18 protein-coding genes are annotated in these 17,762 nt (G+C 51.1%); 2 read left to right on the top strand and 16 right to left on the bottom strand.

Annotation, left to right across the window (positions count from 1 at the left end):
- Window positions 1–288 (top strand): peptidase (locus C0623_03835; protein ID PLY02595.1); only part of this gene is annotated, 288 nt, incomplete at its 5' end.
- A gap of 151 nt (window positions 289–439) precedes the next feature.
- On the opposite strand, the gene dxs is transcribed toward C0623_03835, so the two are convergent.
- Genes dxs through xseA form a run of 5 tightly spaced genes read right to left on the bottom strand, consistent with a single transcriptional unit; the run spans window position 440 to window position 5,581 of the window.
- On the bottom strand, window positions 440–2,323 hold the full coding sequence (gene dxs / locus C0623_03830; protein ID PLY02601.1) for a 1-deoxy-D-xylulose-5-phosphate synthase: 1,884 nt from the start codon (window positions 2,321–2,323) through the stop codon (window positions 440–442).
- Window positions 2,324–2,349: 26 nt separating this feature from the next.
- Window positions 2,350–3,240 (bottom strand): polyprenyl synthetase, encoded by an 891-nt coding sequence (locus tag C0623_03825; protein ID PLY02594.1) that lies wholly within the window; start codon window positions 3,238–3,240, stop codon window positions 2,350–2,352.
- A gap of 2 nt (window positions 3,241–3,242) precedes the next feature.
- Window positions 3,243–3,482 (bottom strand): exodeoxyribonuclease VII small subunit, encoded by a 240-nt coding sequence (gene xseB, locus C0623_03820; protein PLY02593.1) that lies wholly within the window; start codon window positions 3,480–3,482, stop codon window positions 3,243–3,245.
- Window positions 3,483–3,533: 51 nt separating this feature from the next.
- Entirely contained in the window at window positions 3,534–4,382 is an 849-nt protein-coding gene (locus C0623_03815) for a hypothetical protein (GenBank protein ID PLY02592.1), read from the bottom strand.
- 2 nt (window positions 4,383–4,384) lie between these two features.
- Complete coding sequence (gene xseA / locus C0623_03810; protein ID PLY02591.1) at window positions 4,385–5,581, bottom strand: exodeoxyribonuclease VII large subunit; 1,197 nt, start codon at window positions 5,579–5,581, stop codon at window positions 4,385–4,387.
- Window positions 5,582–5,670: 89 nt separating this feature from the next.
- Here xseA and C0623_03805 point away from each other — a divergent pair, with 89 nt between their 5' ends.
- Window positions 5,671–7,080 (top strand): ParA family protein, encoded by a 1,410-nt coding sequence (locus C0623_03805; protein ID PLY02590.1) that lies wholly within the window; start codon window positions 5,671–5,673, stop codon window positions 7,078–7,080.
- Window position 7,081: 1 nt separating this feature from the next.
- Here the strand turns inward: C0623_03805 and C0623_03800 are convergent, their stop codons facing one another.
- The 11 genes from C0623_03800 to C0623_03750 all read right to left on the bottom strand — a co-directional run bounded on the left by C0623_03800 (window position 7,082) and on the right by C0623_03750 (window position 17,759).
- Complete coding sequence (locus C0623_03800) at window positions 7,082–8,218, bottom strand: hypothetical protein (protein PLY02589.1); 1,137 nt, start codon at window positions 8,216–8,218, stop codon at window positions 7,082–7,084.
- Window positions 8,219–8,260: 42 nt separating this feature from the next.
- On the bottom strand, window positions 8,261–9,562 hold the full coding sequence (locus tag C0623_03795; GenBank protein PLY02588.1) for a peptidase S41: 1,302 nt from the start codon (window positions 9,560–9,562) through the stop codon (window positions 8,261–8,263).
- Window positions 9,563–9,600: 38 nt separating this feature from the next.
- The gene (locus C0623_03790; GenBank protein ID PLY02587.1) at window positions 9,601–10,749 is read right to left on the bottom strand and encodes a hypothetical protein; all 1,149 of its coding nucleotides are present in this window, start codon (window positions 10,747–10,749) and stop codon (window positions 9,601–9,603) included.
- A gap of 14 nt (window positions 10,750–10,763) precedes the next feature.
- The gene (locus tag C0623_03785; GenBank protein PLY02600.1) at window positions 10,764–11,615 is read right to left on the bottom strand and encodes an ABC transporter permease; all 852 of its coding nucleotides are present in this window, start codon (window positions 11,613–11,615) and stop codon (window positions 10,764–10,766) included.
- Between the two features lie 71 nt (window positions 11,616–11,686).
- Window positions 11,687–12,352, bottom strand: coding sequence for a cell division ATP-binding protein FtsE (gene ftsE, locus C0623_03780; protein ID PLY02586.1), 666 nt, complete (start codon window positions 12,350–12,352; stop codon window positions 11,687–11,689).
- Between the two features lie 3 nt (window positions 12,353–12,355).
- Window positions 12,356–12,766, bottom strand: coding sequence for a general secretion pathway protein GspG (locus tag C0623_03775; GenBank protein PLY02585.1), 411 nt, complete (start codon window positions 12,764–12,766; stop codon window positions 12,356–12,358).
- A gap of 9 nt (window positions 12,767–12,775) precedes the next feature.
- The gene (locus C0623_03770) at window positions 12,776–13,297 is read right to left on the bottom strand and encodes a general secretion pathway protein GspG (protein PLY02584.1); all 522 of its coding nucleotides are present in this window, start codon (window positions 13,295–13,297) and stop codon (window positions 12,776–12,778) included.
- Window positions 13,266–15,902, bottom strand: coding sequence for a hypothetical protein (locus C0623_03765; protein PLY02583.1), 2,637 nt, complete (start codon window positions 15,900–15,902; stop codon window positions 13,266–13,268). Before C0623_03765 ends, C0623_03770 begins: the two co-directional genes overlap by 32 nt.
- Window positions 15,903–15,916: 14 nt before the next feature.
- Entirely contained in the window at window positions 15,917–16,645 is a 729-nt protein-coding gene (locus C0623_03760; GenBank protein ID PLY02582.1) for a hypothetical protein, read from the bottom strand.
- On the bottom strand, window positions 16,642–17,208 hold the full coding sequence (locus C0623_03755; protein ID PLY02581.1) for a hypothetical protein: 567 nt from the start codon (window positions 17,206–17,208) through the stop codon (window positions 16,642–16,644). Before C0623_03755 ends, C0623_03760 begins: the two co-directional genes overlap by 4 nt.
- Complete coding sequence (locus C0623_03750; protein ID PLY02580.1) at window positions 17,208–17,759, bottom strand: hypothetical protein; 552 nt, start codon at window positions 17,757–17,759, stop codon at window positions 17,208–17,210. Before C0623_03750 ends, C0623_03755 begins: the two co-directional genes overlap by 1 nt.
- Window positions 17,760–17,762: the final 3 nt, after the last annotated feature.

Raw genomic sequence — 17,762 nt, 5'->3', positions numbered from 1 at the left:
GAGGTTGTCCCAGCGGAGCCAACTGACGAGGTTGTCCCAGCGGAGCCAACTGACGAGGTTGTCCCAGCGGAGCCAACTGACGGGGTTGTCCCAGCGGAGCCAACTGACGGGGTTGTCCCATTGGAGCCAACTGACGGGGTTGTCCCAGCGGAGCCAACTGACGAGGTTGTCCCAGCGGAGCTAGCTGACGAGGTTGTCCCAGCGGAACCAACTGACGGGGTTGTCCCAGCGGAGCCAACTGACGAGGTTGTCCCAGCGGAGCCAGGTAATACACCGACCGAGGAGTAAAAGAAGAGTATCGCCTGTCACAAGAACGTTCCCTGTCTGTTCGGTTTGATTCTCGAAAACTGATTTTAACTGCGGCTATTACAAAGGCCACCGGTATTGCCGGTGGCCTTTGTTTTCAAGAAACCGAAAATCATGGTGACTGCCTGTCGATTCAGCTCGCTTTATTCTCGGTGACGGCACAAAGGGCTTTTACCCGGGCAATGATACCTTCTGCGTCAATACCGTGCCGACTCCGTAGCTCCGGTTGACTCCCCTGCTCAACAAAAACATCGGGAAGCCCGATCCTTTCAACCCGGGCTGAACACCCTTTATCCTCGAGAAGCTCAAGGACAGCGCTACCGAAGCCGCCTTGTCGCACACTTTCCTCGATCGTAAAAACCAGACCGGTCTTTTCAGCCTGAGCCAACAGGAGAACTTCGTCCAGCGGCTTGATGAAACGGGCATCAACCACGGCGACCTCAATCCCTTCACTTTTCAATTGTGCGGCTGCTCCCAGGGCCTCCTGTACCGATGAACCGATTGCAACGAGGGTTGCGGCATCACCTGCACACAGCAGTTCACCTTCACCAATTTTGAGCGATTGAGGTTTGTCAGCAAGTTCAACACCAACCCCACTGCCGCGTGGATATCGATAGGCAAATGGTCCGTCAAAATCGAGGGCGGTCACCATAATCCGCTGTAATTCAGCTTCATCACGCGGCGCCGCAAAAACCAGATTTGGAATAGACCGGAGGAAGGACACATCGAAAGTCCCATGATGGGTCGGGCCGTCGGCTCCGACCAGTCCGCCGCGGTCAATCGCGAAGGTGACAGGCAGATTTTGCAGACAGACATCATGCAGAACACTATCGTACGCCCGTTGCAAAAAAGTTGAATAGATGGCACAGACCGGCTTCAAACCCTGGGTTGCAAGCCCGGCTGCGAAAGTCACAGCATGCTGTTCAGCGATTCCGACATCAAAAAAACGGTCCGGAAGCTCGGCGGCAAACTTCTTCAGGCCGGTCCCTTCCAGCATGGCGGCTGTAATCGCGACAATCCGGTCATCCTTGACAGCAAGGTTGCACAACGTCTCACCAAAAACACTGGTGTAAGTAGGAACACCACCTTTCGTAGATTTGATCTCGCCGGATTCACGATTAAACGGTCCGACACCATGGAATTTTGAAGGGCTTTGTATGGCTGGCTCGAAGCCCTGTCCTTTCCTGGTGACAATATGAACAAGAATCGGACCGTCCATTTTGGTGACATTCTCGAGTGTCTGGATAACCTCGTCCAGCTTGTGCCCTTCAATCGGACCGACATAATCGAAGCCAAAAGCCTCAAATAGCATTCCGGGCGTTAGAAATCCCTTGACTGACTCCTCAACCCTCTTCGCCAACCGCCGCAGGTCTTTGCCAATTTTAGGAACATGATCGAGGAAGTTCTCTGTCTCCCGCTTCATCCGGACAAAGAAATCGGATGTCATCTGACGGCTGAGGAACGAAGAGAGGGCCCCCACATTCGGCGAAATTGACATTTCGTTGTCATTCAGGATAACAACCATATCTTTATTAAGATGACCGGCCTGGTTCAACCCCTCGAACGCCATTCCGGCGGTCAGTGAGCCATCGCCAATCACGGCAAAAATTTTTTCATCGGTGCCGCGAGCGTCGCGGGCGGCAGCCATGCCGAGAGCGCCTGATATTGATGTACTGGAATGACCGACATCAAAACAATCGTATGCACTCTCCTTCCGTTTCGGAAAGCCACTTATGCCATCGAGCTGTCGCAAGGTATGGAATTGGTCGAACCGACCGGTTAAAAGTTTATGCGCATATGCCTGGTGGCCAACATCCCAGACAATCCGGTCTTTCGGAGTATCAAGCACCCGATGCAAGGCGACTGTCAGTTCGACGACACCGAGTGAGCTCGCCAGATGCCCGCCGTTGACAGAAACGACTTCAATGATTTTTTCACGTACCTCATCACAAATAGTCAGAAGCTGATCGAAACTCATCGATTTCAACTCAGCCGTGGACTTTAAGGCGGGAAGCAACTTCTCTGACCTGTTCGTTTGTTCGCTCACGAGGTCCTCTCAATAATAAATTTCATAGTTTGCCGTAACGGCTCGGCTTCTTCTCCGAAATCATCCAGGGTGGACATCGCCATCTCCCGTAGTTCATCAGCCCGCTCCCGGGACTGACGCAAACCAAGCAAGGAAACGTAAGTTGCCTTGCCCCGGGCCTCATCACTCCCAACATCCTTACCGAGTTCACCTTGTTCAGCCGTAACATCAAGGATATCATCTGCGATCTGAAATGCCAGACCTGCCAGTTCACCATAACGAGAGAGCTTTACAAAAGCATCGTCACTCGCTCCACCAAGCAGAGCACCGACTTCGATCGATGCCTTGATCAGAGCTCCGGTTTTGTGGATATGGATATATTCCAGCGTCGGCATGTCAATATCCTTCCCTTCCGATTCCATATCAACGACCTGACCGCCTACCATGCCGGCACAACCGGCCGCCCTGGCAATAACCCGGATCACCTTCCGCCGAATCTCGGGATCGATAAGGATGCCGGACTCGGCTTCCGAAAGAACAACAAACGCCTCAGTCAGAAGGGCATCACCGGCCAGAATGGCATTCGCTTCACCGAAAACCTTGTGATTGGTCGGTTGACCCCGGCGAAAATCATCATCATCCATAGCCGGGAGATCGTCATGAATCAAAGAGTAAGTATGAATCATCTCCATTGCACATGCCGCTGCAATGACATTATCCCGCCGACCGCCAACGGCATCACACGCTGCCATCATCAACACCGGCCTGATCCTTTTGCCGCCGGCAAAGACAGAATAACGCATGGCCCGATGCAAGTTTTTCGGCATGCGCTCTTCGTCCGGAAGATAATGATCAAGCGCATCGTCTACCAGAGCCGCGATATCGGCAAGATATTTTTTAATATCCATATCTATTCTGAACCATTTTCTTCGGCAAATGGTTGCTGACGTATCGTCCCATCCTTGTCGGCAACCAGTTGCGCAACCTTCAATTCCGCATCCTGCAGTAATTTCTGGCAGTCTGCGGCAGCATGAACGCCCTCTTCAAAACAGGCCAGAGCATCTTCAAGCAGCAGTTCACCGCTTTCCAGACGCTCAACCGCTGCTTCGAGCTCTTTCAATGACGATTCAAATGTCTTTTTTTCAGTCAATGAAACCTCCCCGGCGAAAGTCTGGCATTATCACTCTCGCCTAAAATGCAGTCAAGGCCTTTCCTTGCCGTAGCTGGCCAGAAGAAGCAATGGATCAACCTTCGCGCCACGGATTTTGACGGTCCAGTGCAGGTGCGCTCCGGTCGAACGGCCGGTACTGCCGACCTTGCCGAGAGGCTGGCCAGAATCAAGCCTCTCACCGACCTTGCAGAGCGGCTTAAGCAGATGGGCGTAAAGGCTGTAGATTGCGCTGCCATGATCAAGAATAACAGTCCGACCTGTGTAGTAAAGATCGTCGACAAAAACGACCCGCCCAGCTGCCGGGGCCCGGACGAGTCGGCCGAGCGGCGAGCGGAAATCGGTTCCCGAATGAGGCGACTTCGGCTCTCCGTTCAAAACCCTCTTCGTACCGAAAAAACTACTGACCGGATCGGCGACCGGCAACCCGAAAAGACCACCGATATAGGGGCCACTGTCTTGTGCAAATATCGATTTCAGGCGATGCGACTCACTTCCGATTCTTTTCAGTATCTCCGGCTTTTTCGGAGTGACCATCTCTTGAGGAAGGGTCAGGTAATCGGTTTTCCGATTGGCATCTTTCACTATTATCTGAATAGAATCAAAATGATTGACACCGGATTTATCGACACCGGTCATTTCAACCTGGTAGGTTCCCGGCTTCTGTAGAACATCAATGCCGATCAAAGCAAACGGTCCTTCACTGTCGCGGTCGAGAAAAAATGATTCTCCATTGAAACGTGCCACCGCGACGTCCATCGGCACCTCTCCTTGCCAGCGCAGAACAGCAACGCCGCCGTTGACCATCGTGCGGGGACTGAGGACCCATTGACCGCAAACAGTTGAGGGAAAAAGCAGAATCAATAAAAAAACAATACGCAACTTCAATTTCCTGTCTCCTCGACCTTGACCCTGGCTTCGCCACGGGCAAATTTTACCAGCAGCGATTCTCCGGTTGAAACCTGCGCACTTCTTCTGACGACACAACCATCAGCCTTTTTGACAATCGAATATCCCCGTTCAAGTGTTTTCAGCGGCGACAACAGATCGAGGCGGGCCGCGAGAGTCGCAATGCCGGATGATTTCTGTTCCAGTATGTATTTACCGGACCGGGAGAGACGGCCCACAAGCTCCTCAAACCGATGGCGCCAGATCTCAATCTGCCGTTCCGGTGATACGAGACGGCGCCGTAAACCAAAAATCCGCTCTTTTAAAAGATCAAGACGGCTTTCAACCTGGCAGGCCAGGCGGAATTTTAATTGATCCAGATGGGCTTCGAGCTCCAGCCGGCCCTTTACCGCCAGTTCAGCAGCCGAAGTCGGCGTTGCCGCTCGCAGGTCTGCAACAAAATCGGCAATTGTAAAATCAACTTCATGACCGACGGCCGATATGATCGGAGTATGAGACGCGGCAATCGCCCGGGCAACGATTTCTTCATTGAATGCCCATAAATCCTCCAGAGAGCCACCGCCGCGACCCACAATCAAGACATCAATATTTTCACGCCGGTCAAGCTCTTCAATGGCGACGGCTATTTCGCTGGCCGCAGCATCGCCCTGAACCCGTACCGGCCAGATCAGAACTTCGAGCCCGCCGGCCTGACGCCGCAGAACCCGGAGGATATCATGTATCGCCGCGCCACTTGCCGAGGTCACAACCCCGACCGTCTGTGGATAGGATGGAATTTCGTGTTTACGTGAAGCAGCAAAAAGACCCTCGGCGGCCAACCTGGCCTTCAATTGTTCAAACGCCAGCTGAAGCGAACCGGCTCCGACCGGCTCCATCGCCTCGACGACCATCTGCACGTCACCCCGTTGCGGATAAAGTGTTACATGGCCTCGGCAAATGACCTGCAGACCACTCTCGGGATCGAACTTGAGTAACCGTGCCGACGGCTTGAACAAAACCGCCCGGAGCTGAGCAGAGTCATCCTTCAGGGTAAAGTACAGATGTCCCGAAGCCGGCCGCGCCAGGTTGGAAATTTCGGCCTCGACCGCGACTTGCACGAAATTATCTTCTACCGTTTCCTTGAGCAGGGAGACCAGACGCGACACACTCAGAACCTGATTTTGATCGGACATAAACTCTCACAATATCTTGTGGTTTTCATTTGACATCATCCAGCCCTTCTACTATATATAGCGCAACCTGAGCAGTAAAAGGAAGAAGCATGAACCGTCCCTATGTTGTAGCCATATCCAGTGAGAAGGGCGGCGTCGGCAAAACTACGCTGGCCACCAACCTTGCCATATATCTCAAGGCTTTGCACGAAGACCTTCCGGTCACTCTCTGCAGTTTCGATAATCACTTTTCGGTTGACCGGATGTTCAGAATCAACGGCAGTGTGCCGAAAGCCAATGTTGCATCACTTTTCAATGGCGGTCAAGCCGAGCAGATCCTCGAAACCGGGGAATTCGGCGTCCAGTTTTTCCCTTCGGACGGACAACTTTCCTCTATCCGTGATCAGATCAGTGGTCCGGATGTTCTCGCCCGAAAACTTGCCGCGACCGATCTGCCCGGAATTCTGGTCATCGACACTCGCCCCGACCTCGATATTTTCACCCAGAATGCCCTTTTCTGCGCCGATCAGGTTATTGTCCCGGTCAAGGATGCCCCTTCTCTGGAAAACTGCAAACATCTTTATGATTTCTTTGCAGCGAATGAACTTGGCAAATCGGCGCTCCGCATACTGCCCTGCCTGATCGATTCGCGAATCCATTATGATGGGCCCTTCCGCGACCCTTACCAACTCCTGAAAGCTTATGCCATGAGCCGTGGTTATCGATGCCTCGAAGGCTATATCGCAAAAAGCCCCAAGGTCGAGTCACTCAACACCAATCCCGAAGGGAAAATTTATCCGGTGATAACCCACGGCCGGAGTACTGACGTTCATATCCAGATGTCTCACATCACGCGCCAGGTTTACCTCAACTATGCCGACACCAGAACAAAACGGCTCGACCGCTATGCCGACGATATGCAAAACAGTCTCAGGGTCAGAGACGAAGAGTTTAGCAAAAGATTCGATTCAGTCGATAAAAACTGCCTGATCTGTGGCTCTCAGATCATCAACGACCACGGTATCGATCCGGTCGGCTACTATGCCACAACCTTTAGCGGAAAACACTCGGCATTTATTGAGGATGAATGCTTGACCTCTCTTGTTTTTCGTCACTTCTACCGATCTCCGGTGAACGGTTCCGGCTCAGACCCGCTATCAGATCTTTTTCGCGAATCAGCGCAGCATTCTTTCTTCGTCCTGCGTCGGGCAATCAATACCCGAAATTTTCACCAGCAACAGATCGCCCTGTACAGATTTGATGAAGATGGCCTCGAAATTTCGCATAAGGAAATTGAGCTGAAAGAGTTCGAAAAAGGTCTGATAAACCGTGAGCGTTCCGCTCTATATACCCTGGCTGAAAAAGTTCTTTTCGGCCCTGACAAAATGCTGGGAGATGATTGTCTGCTCATCCGAAAGGTCTGCACCGACTTCCCCGATGAAATTCTCTATGACGAAAAGCACAAAACATTCAAGCAGATTAGCGAACGCATCCGGAAGCAGTTTATTGAGCAGACCTGACTCAGGAAGAGACCAGCTTGGAAGCGAAGACAACATCAACTTCGCCGGAGCGCAAAAATTTCACTTCCTGTCTTAGCGCTTCTATTGTCTCAGGGTACGGGTGGCAAATCCCGATGGCACTGCCCCGTTTTAAGGCGAGTTTGATCAGTTTTCTGATTTGTTGCCGGATCGGGTCGACTTCGGCAACGTTATCGAGGAAAACATCACGTACGGCATTAGGCACACCGAGCTCCCCGGCAACAGAGAGAGCAACCGATTGACCGGTTGTCCGGCTATCAATAAAGAACATCCCTTTCTCCCGCAGAACATTCAATACGGTTTTCATCCCTCGATCAAATTCGGTAAAACGTGAACCCATATGATTATTTGCGCCAGCGGCGTACGGCACTTTGCTGAAATAGGAGTGAACCTTGCGGATCATCTCACTTTCGCTCTGACCGAGCAGCAGCGCCTCCGGTCCCGGATTGGTTTCCGGATAACTGTGCGGTTCCATCGGCAGGTGGATCATAACTTCATAACCACTTCGTGCCGCCAGCAGGGCGACATCGGTCGCCAGCTGTTCTCCCGGAAGGATTGAAAAAGTAACCGGCAAACCAAGATTGATCAACTCTTTGGCCCGGGTAAGACTTCGCCCGAGATCATCCATTATGATCACGACTTGCGGTTTACCTGGTCGAATATCAGGTGGGGAGAGAGGTGTCTCGCCAATTTCGAACTGAAGAAGACAGGCTAGCGCCCCGTTTCGATAAATCAGCAGCTCACCCGAATCGGGACGTCGATCATCTTCGATCCCGGAAAACTTTTTTTGTAACCGATGGGTAAACCGGTCCAGCACCGGTTCGTCCGGCATGCCGCCCCGGATTTCGTAATTCAAAAGATCCGATTCACGTCGAATTTCAATCTGCTCAAGCGCATATCCGCTACGTAAAAGTACCGATTCAACCTCAACTTCAAGGTCATCCAGAGCAAACCGTACATCTTCTTTTTCAATGGAAGGGCCGCGGATCAACAACAGGGCGGCGATCGATACGATCGTTAAAACCAGACCGGCAAAAAGCGCTTGCGCCGAATAGTTCGTCTGCTTTTTTTTGCGCCCCTTATATTTACGTTTCGTTTTCTTACTATTTTTTACAGCCATAAATAAACATCTGTCTATCGACGGTGATCGGCACGGTCCTGATCAGGCCGCAGGTTTTTGAATTGACTGAAACAGATCCCATCCCTTGAGCAGATCGAGCGCCCGGACCAGTTGGTAATCGTCGCGATCTTTTTTTCCCAGGCGAAACTTGACCGAACTGTCTGCATGATCTAAGTCACCGTTGTCAAAATGATTTTCAAGATCCTTCTCGCGTAAATGCGCCCCACCCTCTTTCTCTTCGACAGTAACCTGATTAACAAGAATATCAGGTTCGATCCCGAGAGCCTGGATTGATGTTCCGCTCGGAGTAAAATAACGAGCCGTTGTCAACCTGAGACCGGATCCATCTTCGAGAGGAATAATTGTCTGAACAGACCCCTTACCGAAGCTTCTGGTTCCGAGCAATATAGCCCGGCGGTGATCTTTCAGGGCACCGGCAACAATTTCAGCCGCGCTGGCTGATCCACTGTTGATTAGAATAACCACGGGATAATCAGGTTCAGTACCATCCCGGTGCGCTTCAAATTTCATTTCACTGGCCGCTTCACGCCCCTCGGTATATACAATCAGTCCCTTGTCGAGAAAATGATCGGAAACCCGGACCGCCTGCTCGAGCAGACCTCCCGGGTTGTTACGCATATCGAGAATCAGCCCTTTAAGCTGGCCGCCGTTTTCTTTGCGCAAGTGCTCAAGTGCCGAGCCAAGATCATCGTCCGTATTTTCCTGGAATTGACTCAGCCGGATATATCCGTATCCGTCTTCAAGGGTACGAGCCTTGACACTTTCAATCTTGATAAGTTCTCTCTCAATGGTAAAAGGCTGTGGGCGATCAAAACTGTCCCGCATGATCGTAACGGTGACCTGACTCCCCTTTGGGCCGCGGAGAAGTTTAACCGCTTCCATGATCCCGATTTCCTTGGTCAATTGATCATCGATTCGGACAATCTGATCACCCGCCGCAAGTCCGACTCGATCAGCCGGCGTGTCTTCGATTGGCGCGATGATTGTCAGGATTCCGTCACGAATCGAGATTTCGATACCGAGACCGCCAAACTCTCCCTTGGTATCAGTTTTCATCTCACTGTACATTTCGGGGTCCATAAACGAAGAATGAGGGTCGAGCGTCGCAAGCATACCGTCGATCGCTCCGTAGATCAGCTCCGGCAAACCGACTTCTTCGACATAGCTTTCCCGGACAATCGAAAGCACGTCGGTAAAGATCTTCATCTCCTCGTAAGGTGAGTCGGAACGGGCCGTCCGGGTTTGCCCTCCGGCAAAAGATATCCAGCCAGCCAGAACGACAAGACATATCAGCGTAACAAGAAGTCCGTTTTTCCGGTGCATTCTGCTCTCCTTTTCAGAACAGGTTTAAACTACTCATGTCAGCGTCTGGTTATCCATCCAGACGGGTTAAGAGGAGTACGACCCTGCCGGATTTCAAAATAAACGGCATCGTTTCCATCGTAACCTGATATGGCAATCTCTTCACCCTTTTTCACCATGTCCCCTGTCTTTTTCTTCAGCTGTGAAGCCTGAGCGTATAGCGTATAAAAGCCATCACCGTGATCAACGATAAGAAGGTTCCCGTATCCCTGGAAACGTTTCGCAAAAGCGACTCGTCCATGCCAGACCGCCTTGATCGGCGTCCCGGGTTCGGTGAATATTTCGATCCCGTTGCTTTCAATCAAGGTACCGAGTTCAGGATGTCGATCGGTCCCGAACTTCACTTTTAATCGCCCTTTGACCGGCCAGGGCAGAAGCCCCTTCTGCAGCGGGAAAAGCGCTGATGTTAAAGGGCTTGAATCCGATTTCCCCGATTCGAGTCCTTTAACCAGTGAATTAAGTCGAGCCGCACGTTTTCGCAATTCCCCGACCATCGTATCGAGTGCCGACCGGTCGCGTCGAACCGCGGCGAGAAACCGTTCTTTCAGCTTTTTCGCCCGGGTCAACTTTTTTTCCTCTTTTTGCAGCCGGGATAAAGTAACCTGTTGCTTTTTTTTACTCACGGCCAGCGCGTCAAAAGCTTTTTGCCTTTTTGCCAGACGGTTTCGGTAATCCTCAAGAAGTTCCCGGTCATGGGCAACAATTCGGCTGAGGAAATCATAATCTTCCAACATCAATGAAATTGATTCAGCTGAAAAAAGGGTCTTCAAAACCCCTGTTTCCTCGGATTTGTACAGTGAAATCAGACGCTGTTGAACCTGGCCCTGCAGAATCTGAACCTCATGACGTCTTTTATCCAGGTCGTCCATCTGTTGCCGGATCTTTTTTTTCAGCTCCTGCAGCCCTGCTTTCGATTTCCGCACTCGCTGACGTTTTATGCTCAACTGACGGTCGACACTGTTGAGTTCCGATAGCAGGTCAACCTCGTCAGTGCGCTTCTGTTCAATCGCCACAAGCGCATCTTCAAGCCGCGCCTCAATTTCCTCGAGTTTACGCACATTCTCCGCTTGATCGGGGTTTCCGTGCACGGAGCAGGGCCCCGACCAGCTCAACAGGGAAATGAATACGAAAAAAAGAAGCTTGCGCATCAGTCTGCTACCACCTAAATGCGAACGAATTTCCGCAAAGAAAACATACTCCCGAGAACACCGAGCAAGACACCGGTCACAACGACCATGATTTGAAAATATTGAGGCAGGAAAACCACTTGCTCGACCCCGGAGGCCAGAAGTAGCGTTTCAAGGCCGCGTTGCAGAAAAAGTGAATAGAGAGTAAATGAAAAGCCGAGGGCAAGCAGTCCGCCAAAAGCACCCTGAATGGCACCCTCGATCAAAAACGGAATTTTGATAAATGCGGAGGTTGCTCCGACCAGAGCCATAATTTCGAGTTCGTCCCGGCGGGCATAAACTGTCAATTTAATCGTGTTTGCAACAATGAACAGGGTTGCAAACAGGAGGAACCCACCGAGGATCAAACCGGCCATCTTGATCAATCCGACAAACGACTCAAACCGTTCCAGCCAATCCTGACCATAACGGAAATCGGAAAATGTTTTCTTGGTGCGGAGATGCTTGACCACCCGTTCCACCCCTTCGCGGGTACGATGGTCCTCTTTCAGCGACAACTTCAAAGATGCCGGGAGGAAGTCGTCTTCCAGGCCTTCGAGCAGAATCACATCATCCCCCAGGCGCTGTCGGAAATCATCATAAGCCTGCTTGCGCGAGATAAACACCACCTCTTCAACCTCATCCAGCATTTCGGCTTCCCGGATCAGCGCATTCAAACTTTTTTTCGACGGAACCTCATCGAGATAGGCCACAACCTGAACTTCCCGGCTCCAGTGCTTGGTCATCTGCTGGACATTCAGTACGATGATCGCAAAAAAAGTGAGAATACAAAGGGATACGGTGACGGTACCGATGGCAGCGGTACAGAGGAAAAGGCTTTGCCGCATGTTCCGCAGGGCCCGGCGTATGAGATAAATAAATCGGCTGATCACAATCGATTCATATCCTTAATCAAGAGTTACGGAATCCGGTCTTCAACGAGGCGCCCATCATCAAGGCTGATCTGGCGCCGCGGGAAACGTTGGATCATTTCCCGATCATGGGTTGCCAGAAGAACTGTCGTACCGCGAGCATTGGCACTTTTAAAGAGATCCATAATTTCGAGGGTCACTTCCGGGTCGAGATTTCCGGTCGGCTCGTCAGCAAGTAGAACCAAAGGTTCCATCACCAGAGCGCGGGCAATGGCGACACGCTGTTGTTCTCCGCCGGAAAGTTCCAGCGGATATTTCAGCAATTTATGCTCGAGACCAACACTTTTCAGTGCGTGGTAGACCTTTTTGCCAATTTCATACCGTTTGCGGCCACGAACTTCCAGCGGGAAGGCAACATTCTCGAAAATCGTTCGACTGGCGATCAGCTTGAAATCCTGAAACACGACACCGAGTTGGCGGCGGAGATAAGGTATCTTCGACGGCCCCATGCGGGTGACATTCTGCCCATTGATTAAGATCTGCCCCCGGGTCGGTTTTTCCGTCGCATAAAGCAGCTTCATCAGGGTCGATTTTCCCGCCCCGGACGGGCCGGTAATATAAACAAAATCACCCTTCGGGATCTTGAGATTCAGGTCTTCGAGAGCATTCCCATCTTTTGAGTAGGACTTGGAGAGGTTGAATAGCTGAATCATCTTCTACCATTCACTATACGGTTTGCCGTTGAGGCCGATAAGATCACTGCCGCTGTGAACATCGAACACCCCGCCTTCGGCCAGGTCGCCGCTGTCAGGCAAGGCCTCGGGTGGTACGGTCACCCAGGTATCAGTCTTTTCAGTCCACGGATCGCGGGGAATCGAACGGAGATACTTCTGCGTGACCAGTTCGTCAAGCGATTCAGGATACCTTGCCTTGTCGGCAAAAAAAGCATCGATGGCCTGGCGCATCTGATAAAGGTCTTCCATCAAAACTGTTTCTCGTGCCTTGATCGTATGTCGTTTGTAGCTCGGCACCGTGATCGCAGCAAGTATTCCAATAATCGACAAAACGATCAGTAATTCGATCAGGGTGAATCCCCTGTTTTTTTTCATGCTTGCCAGAAGTTTCATTTCGATTTCTCACCAATTCCTGTATTCAGTTCCGTCGAGCGCTATCCCGTCACTCTGGGAATAGACGTCGAAGACATCGTCTCCGCCCCAGACGGATGAATCGGGATCGTCCTTGTAGGACCTTAACCCCCACCCCTCATCATACTTGTCAAATGGGTCTTTGGGAATGCGTCGTAAATATTTTCGCGGATAAGGGTAGAGATCGCCCCATTCCTTTCCCTCTACCAGCTCTGCAAGCTCTTCAGGGTAGCCGGTTTCACCGATGCTGGTTATGATTTTCTTTTCGGCTTTGGCCTTTTCATAATCTGCCTTGTAAGCGTCAATCGCACTCCTGATATCGCGTAGAGCACGCTGTAGCTCGATCTCCTTGGTCCGTTTGACCGTGACTTCGGCGAGCGGCAATACGGCCGCAGCGAGAACCGCAAGTATCGCCATGGCAATAACCAGCTCGATCAAGGTTAAACCATGGTTATTGCTTATAAAAAGCCTGGCTCTTTGGCTAGCGGATCTCAATACTGAACGGCTCCACATCAACCTGAATCCGGTTTCCTTGCGGATCCCGGAAATTAATTCGGTTCGGGCGGATCAGGGCGTTGCCGGCACTTTTCGCCTTAAACCGGATATTAAGCAGAGTCCCGCTGCCGGTCGCACCTTCACCTCCAGCTCCCTGCTTATAACCGATGATCAATTCACCTCGACTCCGGTTCGGGCTCGAGGTAAAAACGGTTGACTGCCCGGGTACTTTCAGGAAATCGCCCTCGCCGGCACGGACAAAATCAATCAGTTCAGCATCATAATTAACAAACATCGGAGCACTGTAGAGTTTATCGACTTCGGAAATGTTCAGGTCAACTGTAAACTCGTCACCTACGTTAACAAGTTGACTGCCGTTGACAAACATCCGCGCATTTATCACAGGGGTTTTGATTTCTGCCGGGGCCACATCGACCTGAGCGACTCCGTTTTCCTGGTCAGGGATCACAACCGGGGCAAGGGGCTTTAAAGGCTCCGGCTGTACAGCATCACCCCCGGTCCCTGGGGCAACAGACGTCTCAGGAGTTACAGACGTCTCAGGAGTTACAGACGTCTCTGGAGTGGCAGCAGTCCCTTCCGTGGTTGCCGGGGTCGGCGCCTCCATCCCTTCGTCAGCCGGATCCTGGCCTATTTCCTGTTTTATATCCTGGTCAGGAGTTGAAGTAGACGGAGCAGATGAGGCAGCGGACTCGGCTGAAGCGCTGTCCGGGGTTACCGGCGGCGTATCTGGCTGCGCTGGCTTCACCGCCGGAGTGTCATCGATTTCCGGCATTTCAGCGAAGGCGGCAAAGTTCTGGCCGGCTTTCAGTTCCTCTTCACCACCCGACCAGATTCTCGATTCATTTACTCCCGGCACGTCAATCTTTTTGACAATGTACGGTGTAACCGAAAGGAGGATCTCGCGCTTACCATCATCCAGATCATGATTTGTAAACAACGCCCCCAGCAACGGGATGTCGCCAAGTACAGGTATTTTTTCTTTGGTTGACGAATTAACCGTCCGAATCAGCCCACCGAGAATCGTCCGTTCACCATCGTTCAGGATCAGCACTGTTTCGGCATTGGTTGTATTAATCGTAAATGACCGGGTACCGTTTGCTGTCGTAATCGGATCGCTGGCCGTACTGACTTCAAGGCGCAATTTAGCCTTGACTGTTCCGTCAAGCTGAATCACCGGTTCAACGTCAACCTTGACCCCGACATCAACATACTGGACATTTTCACTGACATTGTCACCGGAGGTGGTCGTTGTGATCGTCGGCTCACGCGTCCCGACATGAACCTTGGCCTTTTCTCGGTTCTTGACCCGGATTTTCGGAGTGGCCAGGATTTCGGTGTCTGTCAGTTGCTTGGTTAAATCGAAGGTGGCGGTCGGCAGCGTGAAAAAGGCGTCAAGCCCGGTAAAATCGTTAATCAGGTTGTCGAGTCCGGTTGTCGGCAACGACCTTGTTACAATACTGCCATTTTTAACCGCACCAATACCGATCGTTTTGGGGTCAAGCTTCACCCCCAACTTGAGTACGTCGCCGTGACTGACTTCGATTAATTCGAGATCAAAAACAACTTCGGAATCGGCCAGGTCAGCGTTGGCAAGAATCTGTGAAACCAGTTCAATAACATCGGGGCTATCGCGTACAACAATAGCATTCAACTCTTCGTGAACATAGATTTTCCGGAGTTGAAGCATGGTCCGCAACATGTTGACCGCTTTTTTTGCATCAATACTCGAAAGATAAAAAGTCTGGATGATCTGATCTTCATACTGTTTCTGTTTATCCTTTGAGTTGGAATAGATAATGACTGTCTTCGGATTCAGCACCCGGCTGCCAAGATTGTTCATCTTCATGATCAGTTCAAGGGCCTGGGCAAAAGTAGCGTCCTCAAGAAGCAGCGTAACCTGTTCACTTTTAAGGTCTTCATCGAAAATAAAATTGATCCCGGAGAGGCGATTGAGAATTTTAAAGACCTCTTGCAGTTTTGCATCCTTGAACTTGAGCGTCACTGGTTTATTCGATTCAACATCGAGCTCGAACCCACCGAGGCGGGTCTTTTCCTGCTGCTTCATCTGTTCAAGCAGCTTGATTGCGGCCTCGTTTTCAGGATCGATCTCAAGGGCGGCCTGCGCCAGCTTTCTGGCTTTTCTGAGCCGCCGCGCATGTTGATGCTCGAGGGCTTCCGCCGCCATGAGTCGAGCTTCATTCAATTTCTCGACTTCATTGAGTTCCTGTCGTGCAACGTCGAGTGTCGGATTCAGTGATGCTGCCACTCGCAGTTCACCGGCGGCCTCCGTCAACTTCCGTTCACTCCTTAAATCACGGCCTTTTTCCAGATGCACCATGGCCGCCTGGGCTCTTGCCGCAGCAATCCGGGCCCGGTATTCAGGGTTCGAAGGGTCTGCTTCCAGGGCTTTTGACAACTCGACAACAGCCAGATCATAATTTGCCTCACTAATCGCATCTACACCGCGCAAATAGGAGCCTCTTCCGGCGGCACAGCCTGACAGAAACAATGTCAATGTGATCAGGAGGCAAATGGTACTCGGGCGAAAATTCATTTTTTGACCTCTTGGCAACTTGATTATTTGCATATTTATTACATTCATACGTGCACCGGAAATCACTCTTCTGGCGGTTGTTGCGCCTGCTTGAACCAGGGCTTGCGTTGTTCCTGCAGCGGCACCGCACTTGGTTGCGCATTCGGCAGAGCCGAAGGCCTCGTTACAAAGCCGCCGCTCGGACGACTTGTGACTCCGCCAGACGAAAAAGAAGGAATCAATGGCTCTTTTTCGACGAGGACAATCTCAATCAGACCATCCGTATCGTTTTGCCTGATCTTCATCATCTCTTCGGTAACCGAAACCACCTTGAACTGATTATTTTCACCAAAGGTGTCGTCGCGCTTGACCAGAAAAAGGTCATCCCTCTTGGCAAGAAATACGGTTCTTTCTTGATCCTTTACCAGGAAACCGAGGAAAGTAAACTTGGCCAGTTGCTGTCGGACCTGGGGAGTCACAACCTCGCGTGGAGGCGGCAGTATAACTTTTTTCGGCGGTGCAGTCACAACTTTTTCCACAGGTTTCGGCTTCGGTTTCGGCACGTAAAAGTTAAAAACATCCCTCTTGTAGCCCTGGTATTTTTCCTTGGCAGGCTCAAGGAGATCGAGCTTGACCTGCTGATCATCAACCGAGCCAGACCTGGTCAATCGTTCAAGTTGCCCAGCATCTCTGTTACGACCGGGATCGTCTGTCACGACCTTCTGCTGCCGTGGCGTGGCCAGATAGGCGCGAACTCCGAGCAACGCCAGGACAACCAGCAGAGCAACCAATATCTGCTTTTGCCTATTCATGCCTCGTCTGCCTTGAAATACGTGGTTAACTCGAGACTCAGCCGAATGTCCTTTTCTTTTGTGCCTTGATTAAGTTTCATTTGATCGATCGAGAGAATCCGTTTTGACTGTTCAATCTTGTGCGTAAATTTTTTGATCTGATTGTAGTTTCCTGAAACAACGAAGTTGAGCCCGTATTGCAATAACGCCAGCTCTTCCATTTGATTCGGATCATAACTAATCCGGTCAATAACCAGGCCGGAACTCTCGGCCAGGTTGAAGACCTCTCCGACCAATCCGGTTAAGTCGCTTTTCGAGGGAATTGCTTTACGAAACGCTTGCAAATCTTTTATTCCCCGGGCGTAAATGACCAACGGAGACTCGGCCGAACGCCCTCCCTGTTCAGCCTCGCGAACTTCCGATTGCTTGCTGATAAAACGCCTTTCCAGTAGAGAAATTTCTGGTTCGAGGTATTGCGTCAGAAAAAGGAAGAACAACAGATTTCCGACGATCAGAACCATCAGAATAACCGGGAGTTTCCGATTAATCCGCCATATTGCCTGCAAGATAGTCTCTTTTGCCATCAGAAAGCCCCCCTGAGTTCAATTGAAAACCGGAGAAACTGACCAGATCCTATGACATCAACTGATGACTGACTCAGCAGGAGGACATCTACATAATCACCGGAATCAATCAGATTATCGAGGAACCGCTTCATGTCTGACAGATCTTTCGCCAAGCCGGTAATCTTGACAACCCCCTTTTTATGATCGGGATTAATATTTTCGATGCTGACATCCCAGGGAACTACCTTTTCAAGCTGATCGAGCAGTGCCGTCCAGCGGAAAGCATCACGTTCAAGGATGCGATTGGCAGCGTTGATTTCCTTCAGTATATCTTTATAACCTTCAGCGCTGTAGGTCGCAGCGATCTCAGAGCCCTGGCTTGCCAATATCTTTTCTTCCAATTCGGCCAGACGGACCTCGGTCAGACGCTTCTGATTTTGTAATTTCACATAGTATCCGAAATTCGACATCAGCCCTGCAAGCAGCACGATGCCGCAGACCAGATAGCCGGCGTAAAGGGCCCGTTTATTGATATATGACCGACTGGCCAGGTTTAGTGAATACTTCATCTA

The sequence above is a fragment of the Desulfuromonas sp. genome (genome assembly GCA_002869615.1).
GTDB lineage: Bacteria > Desulfobacterota > Desulfuromonadia > Desulfuromonadales > UBA2294 > BM707.
The sequence above is the reverse complement of the archived record's forward strand: the minus strand, read 5'-3'. Positions and strand labels throughout refer to the sequence as shown.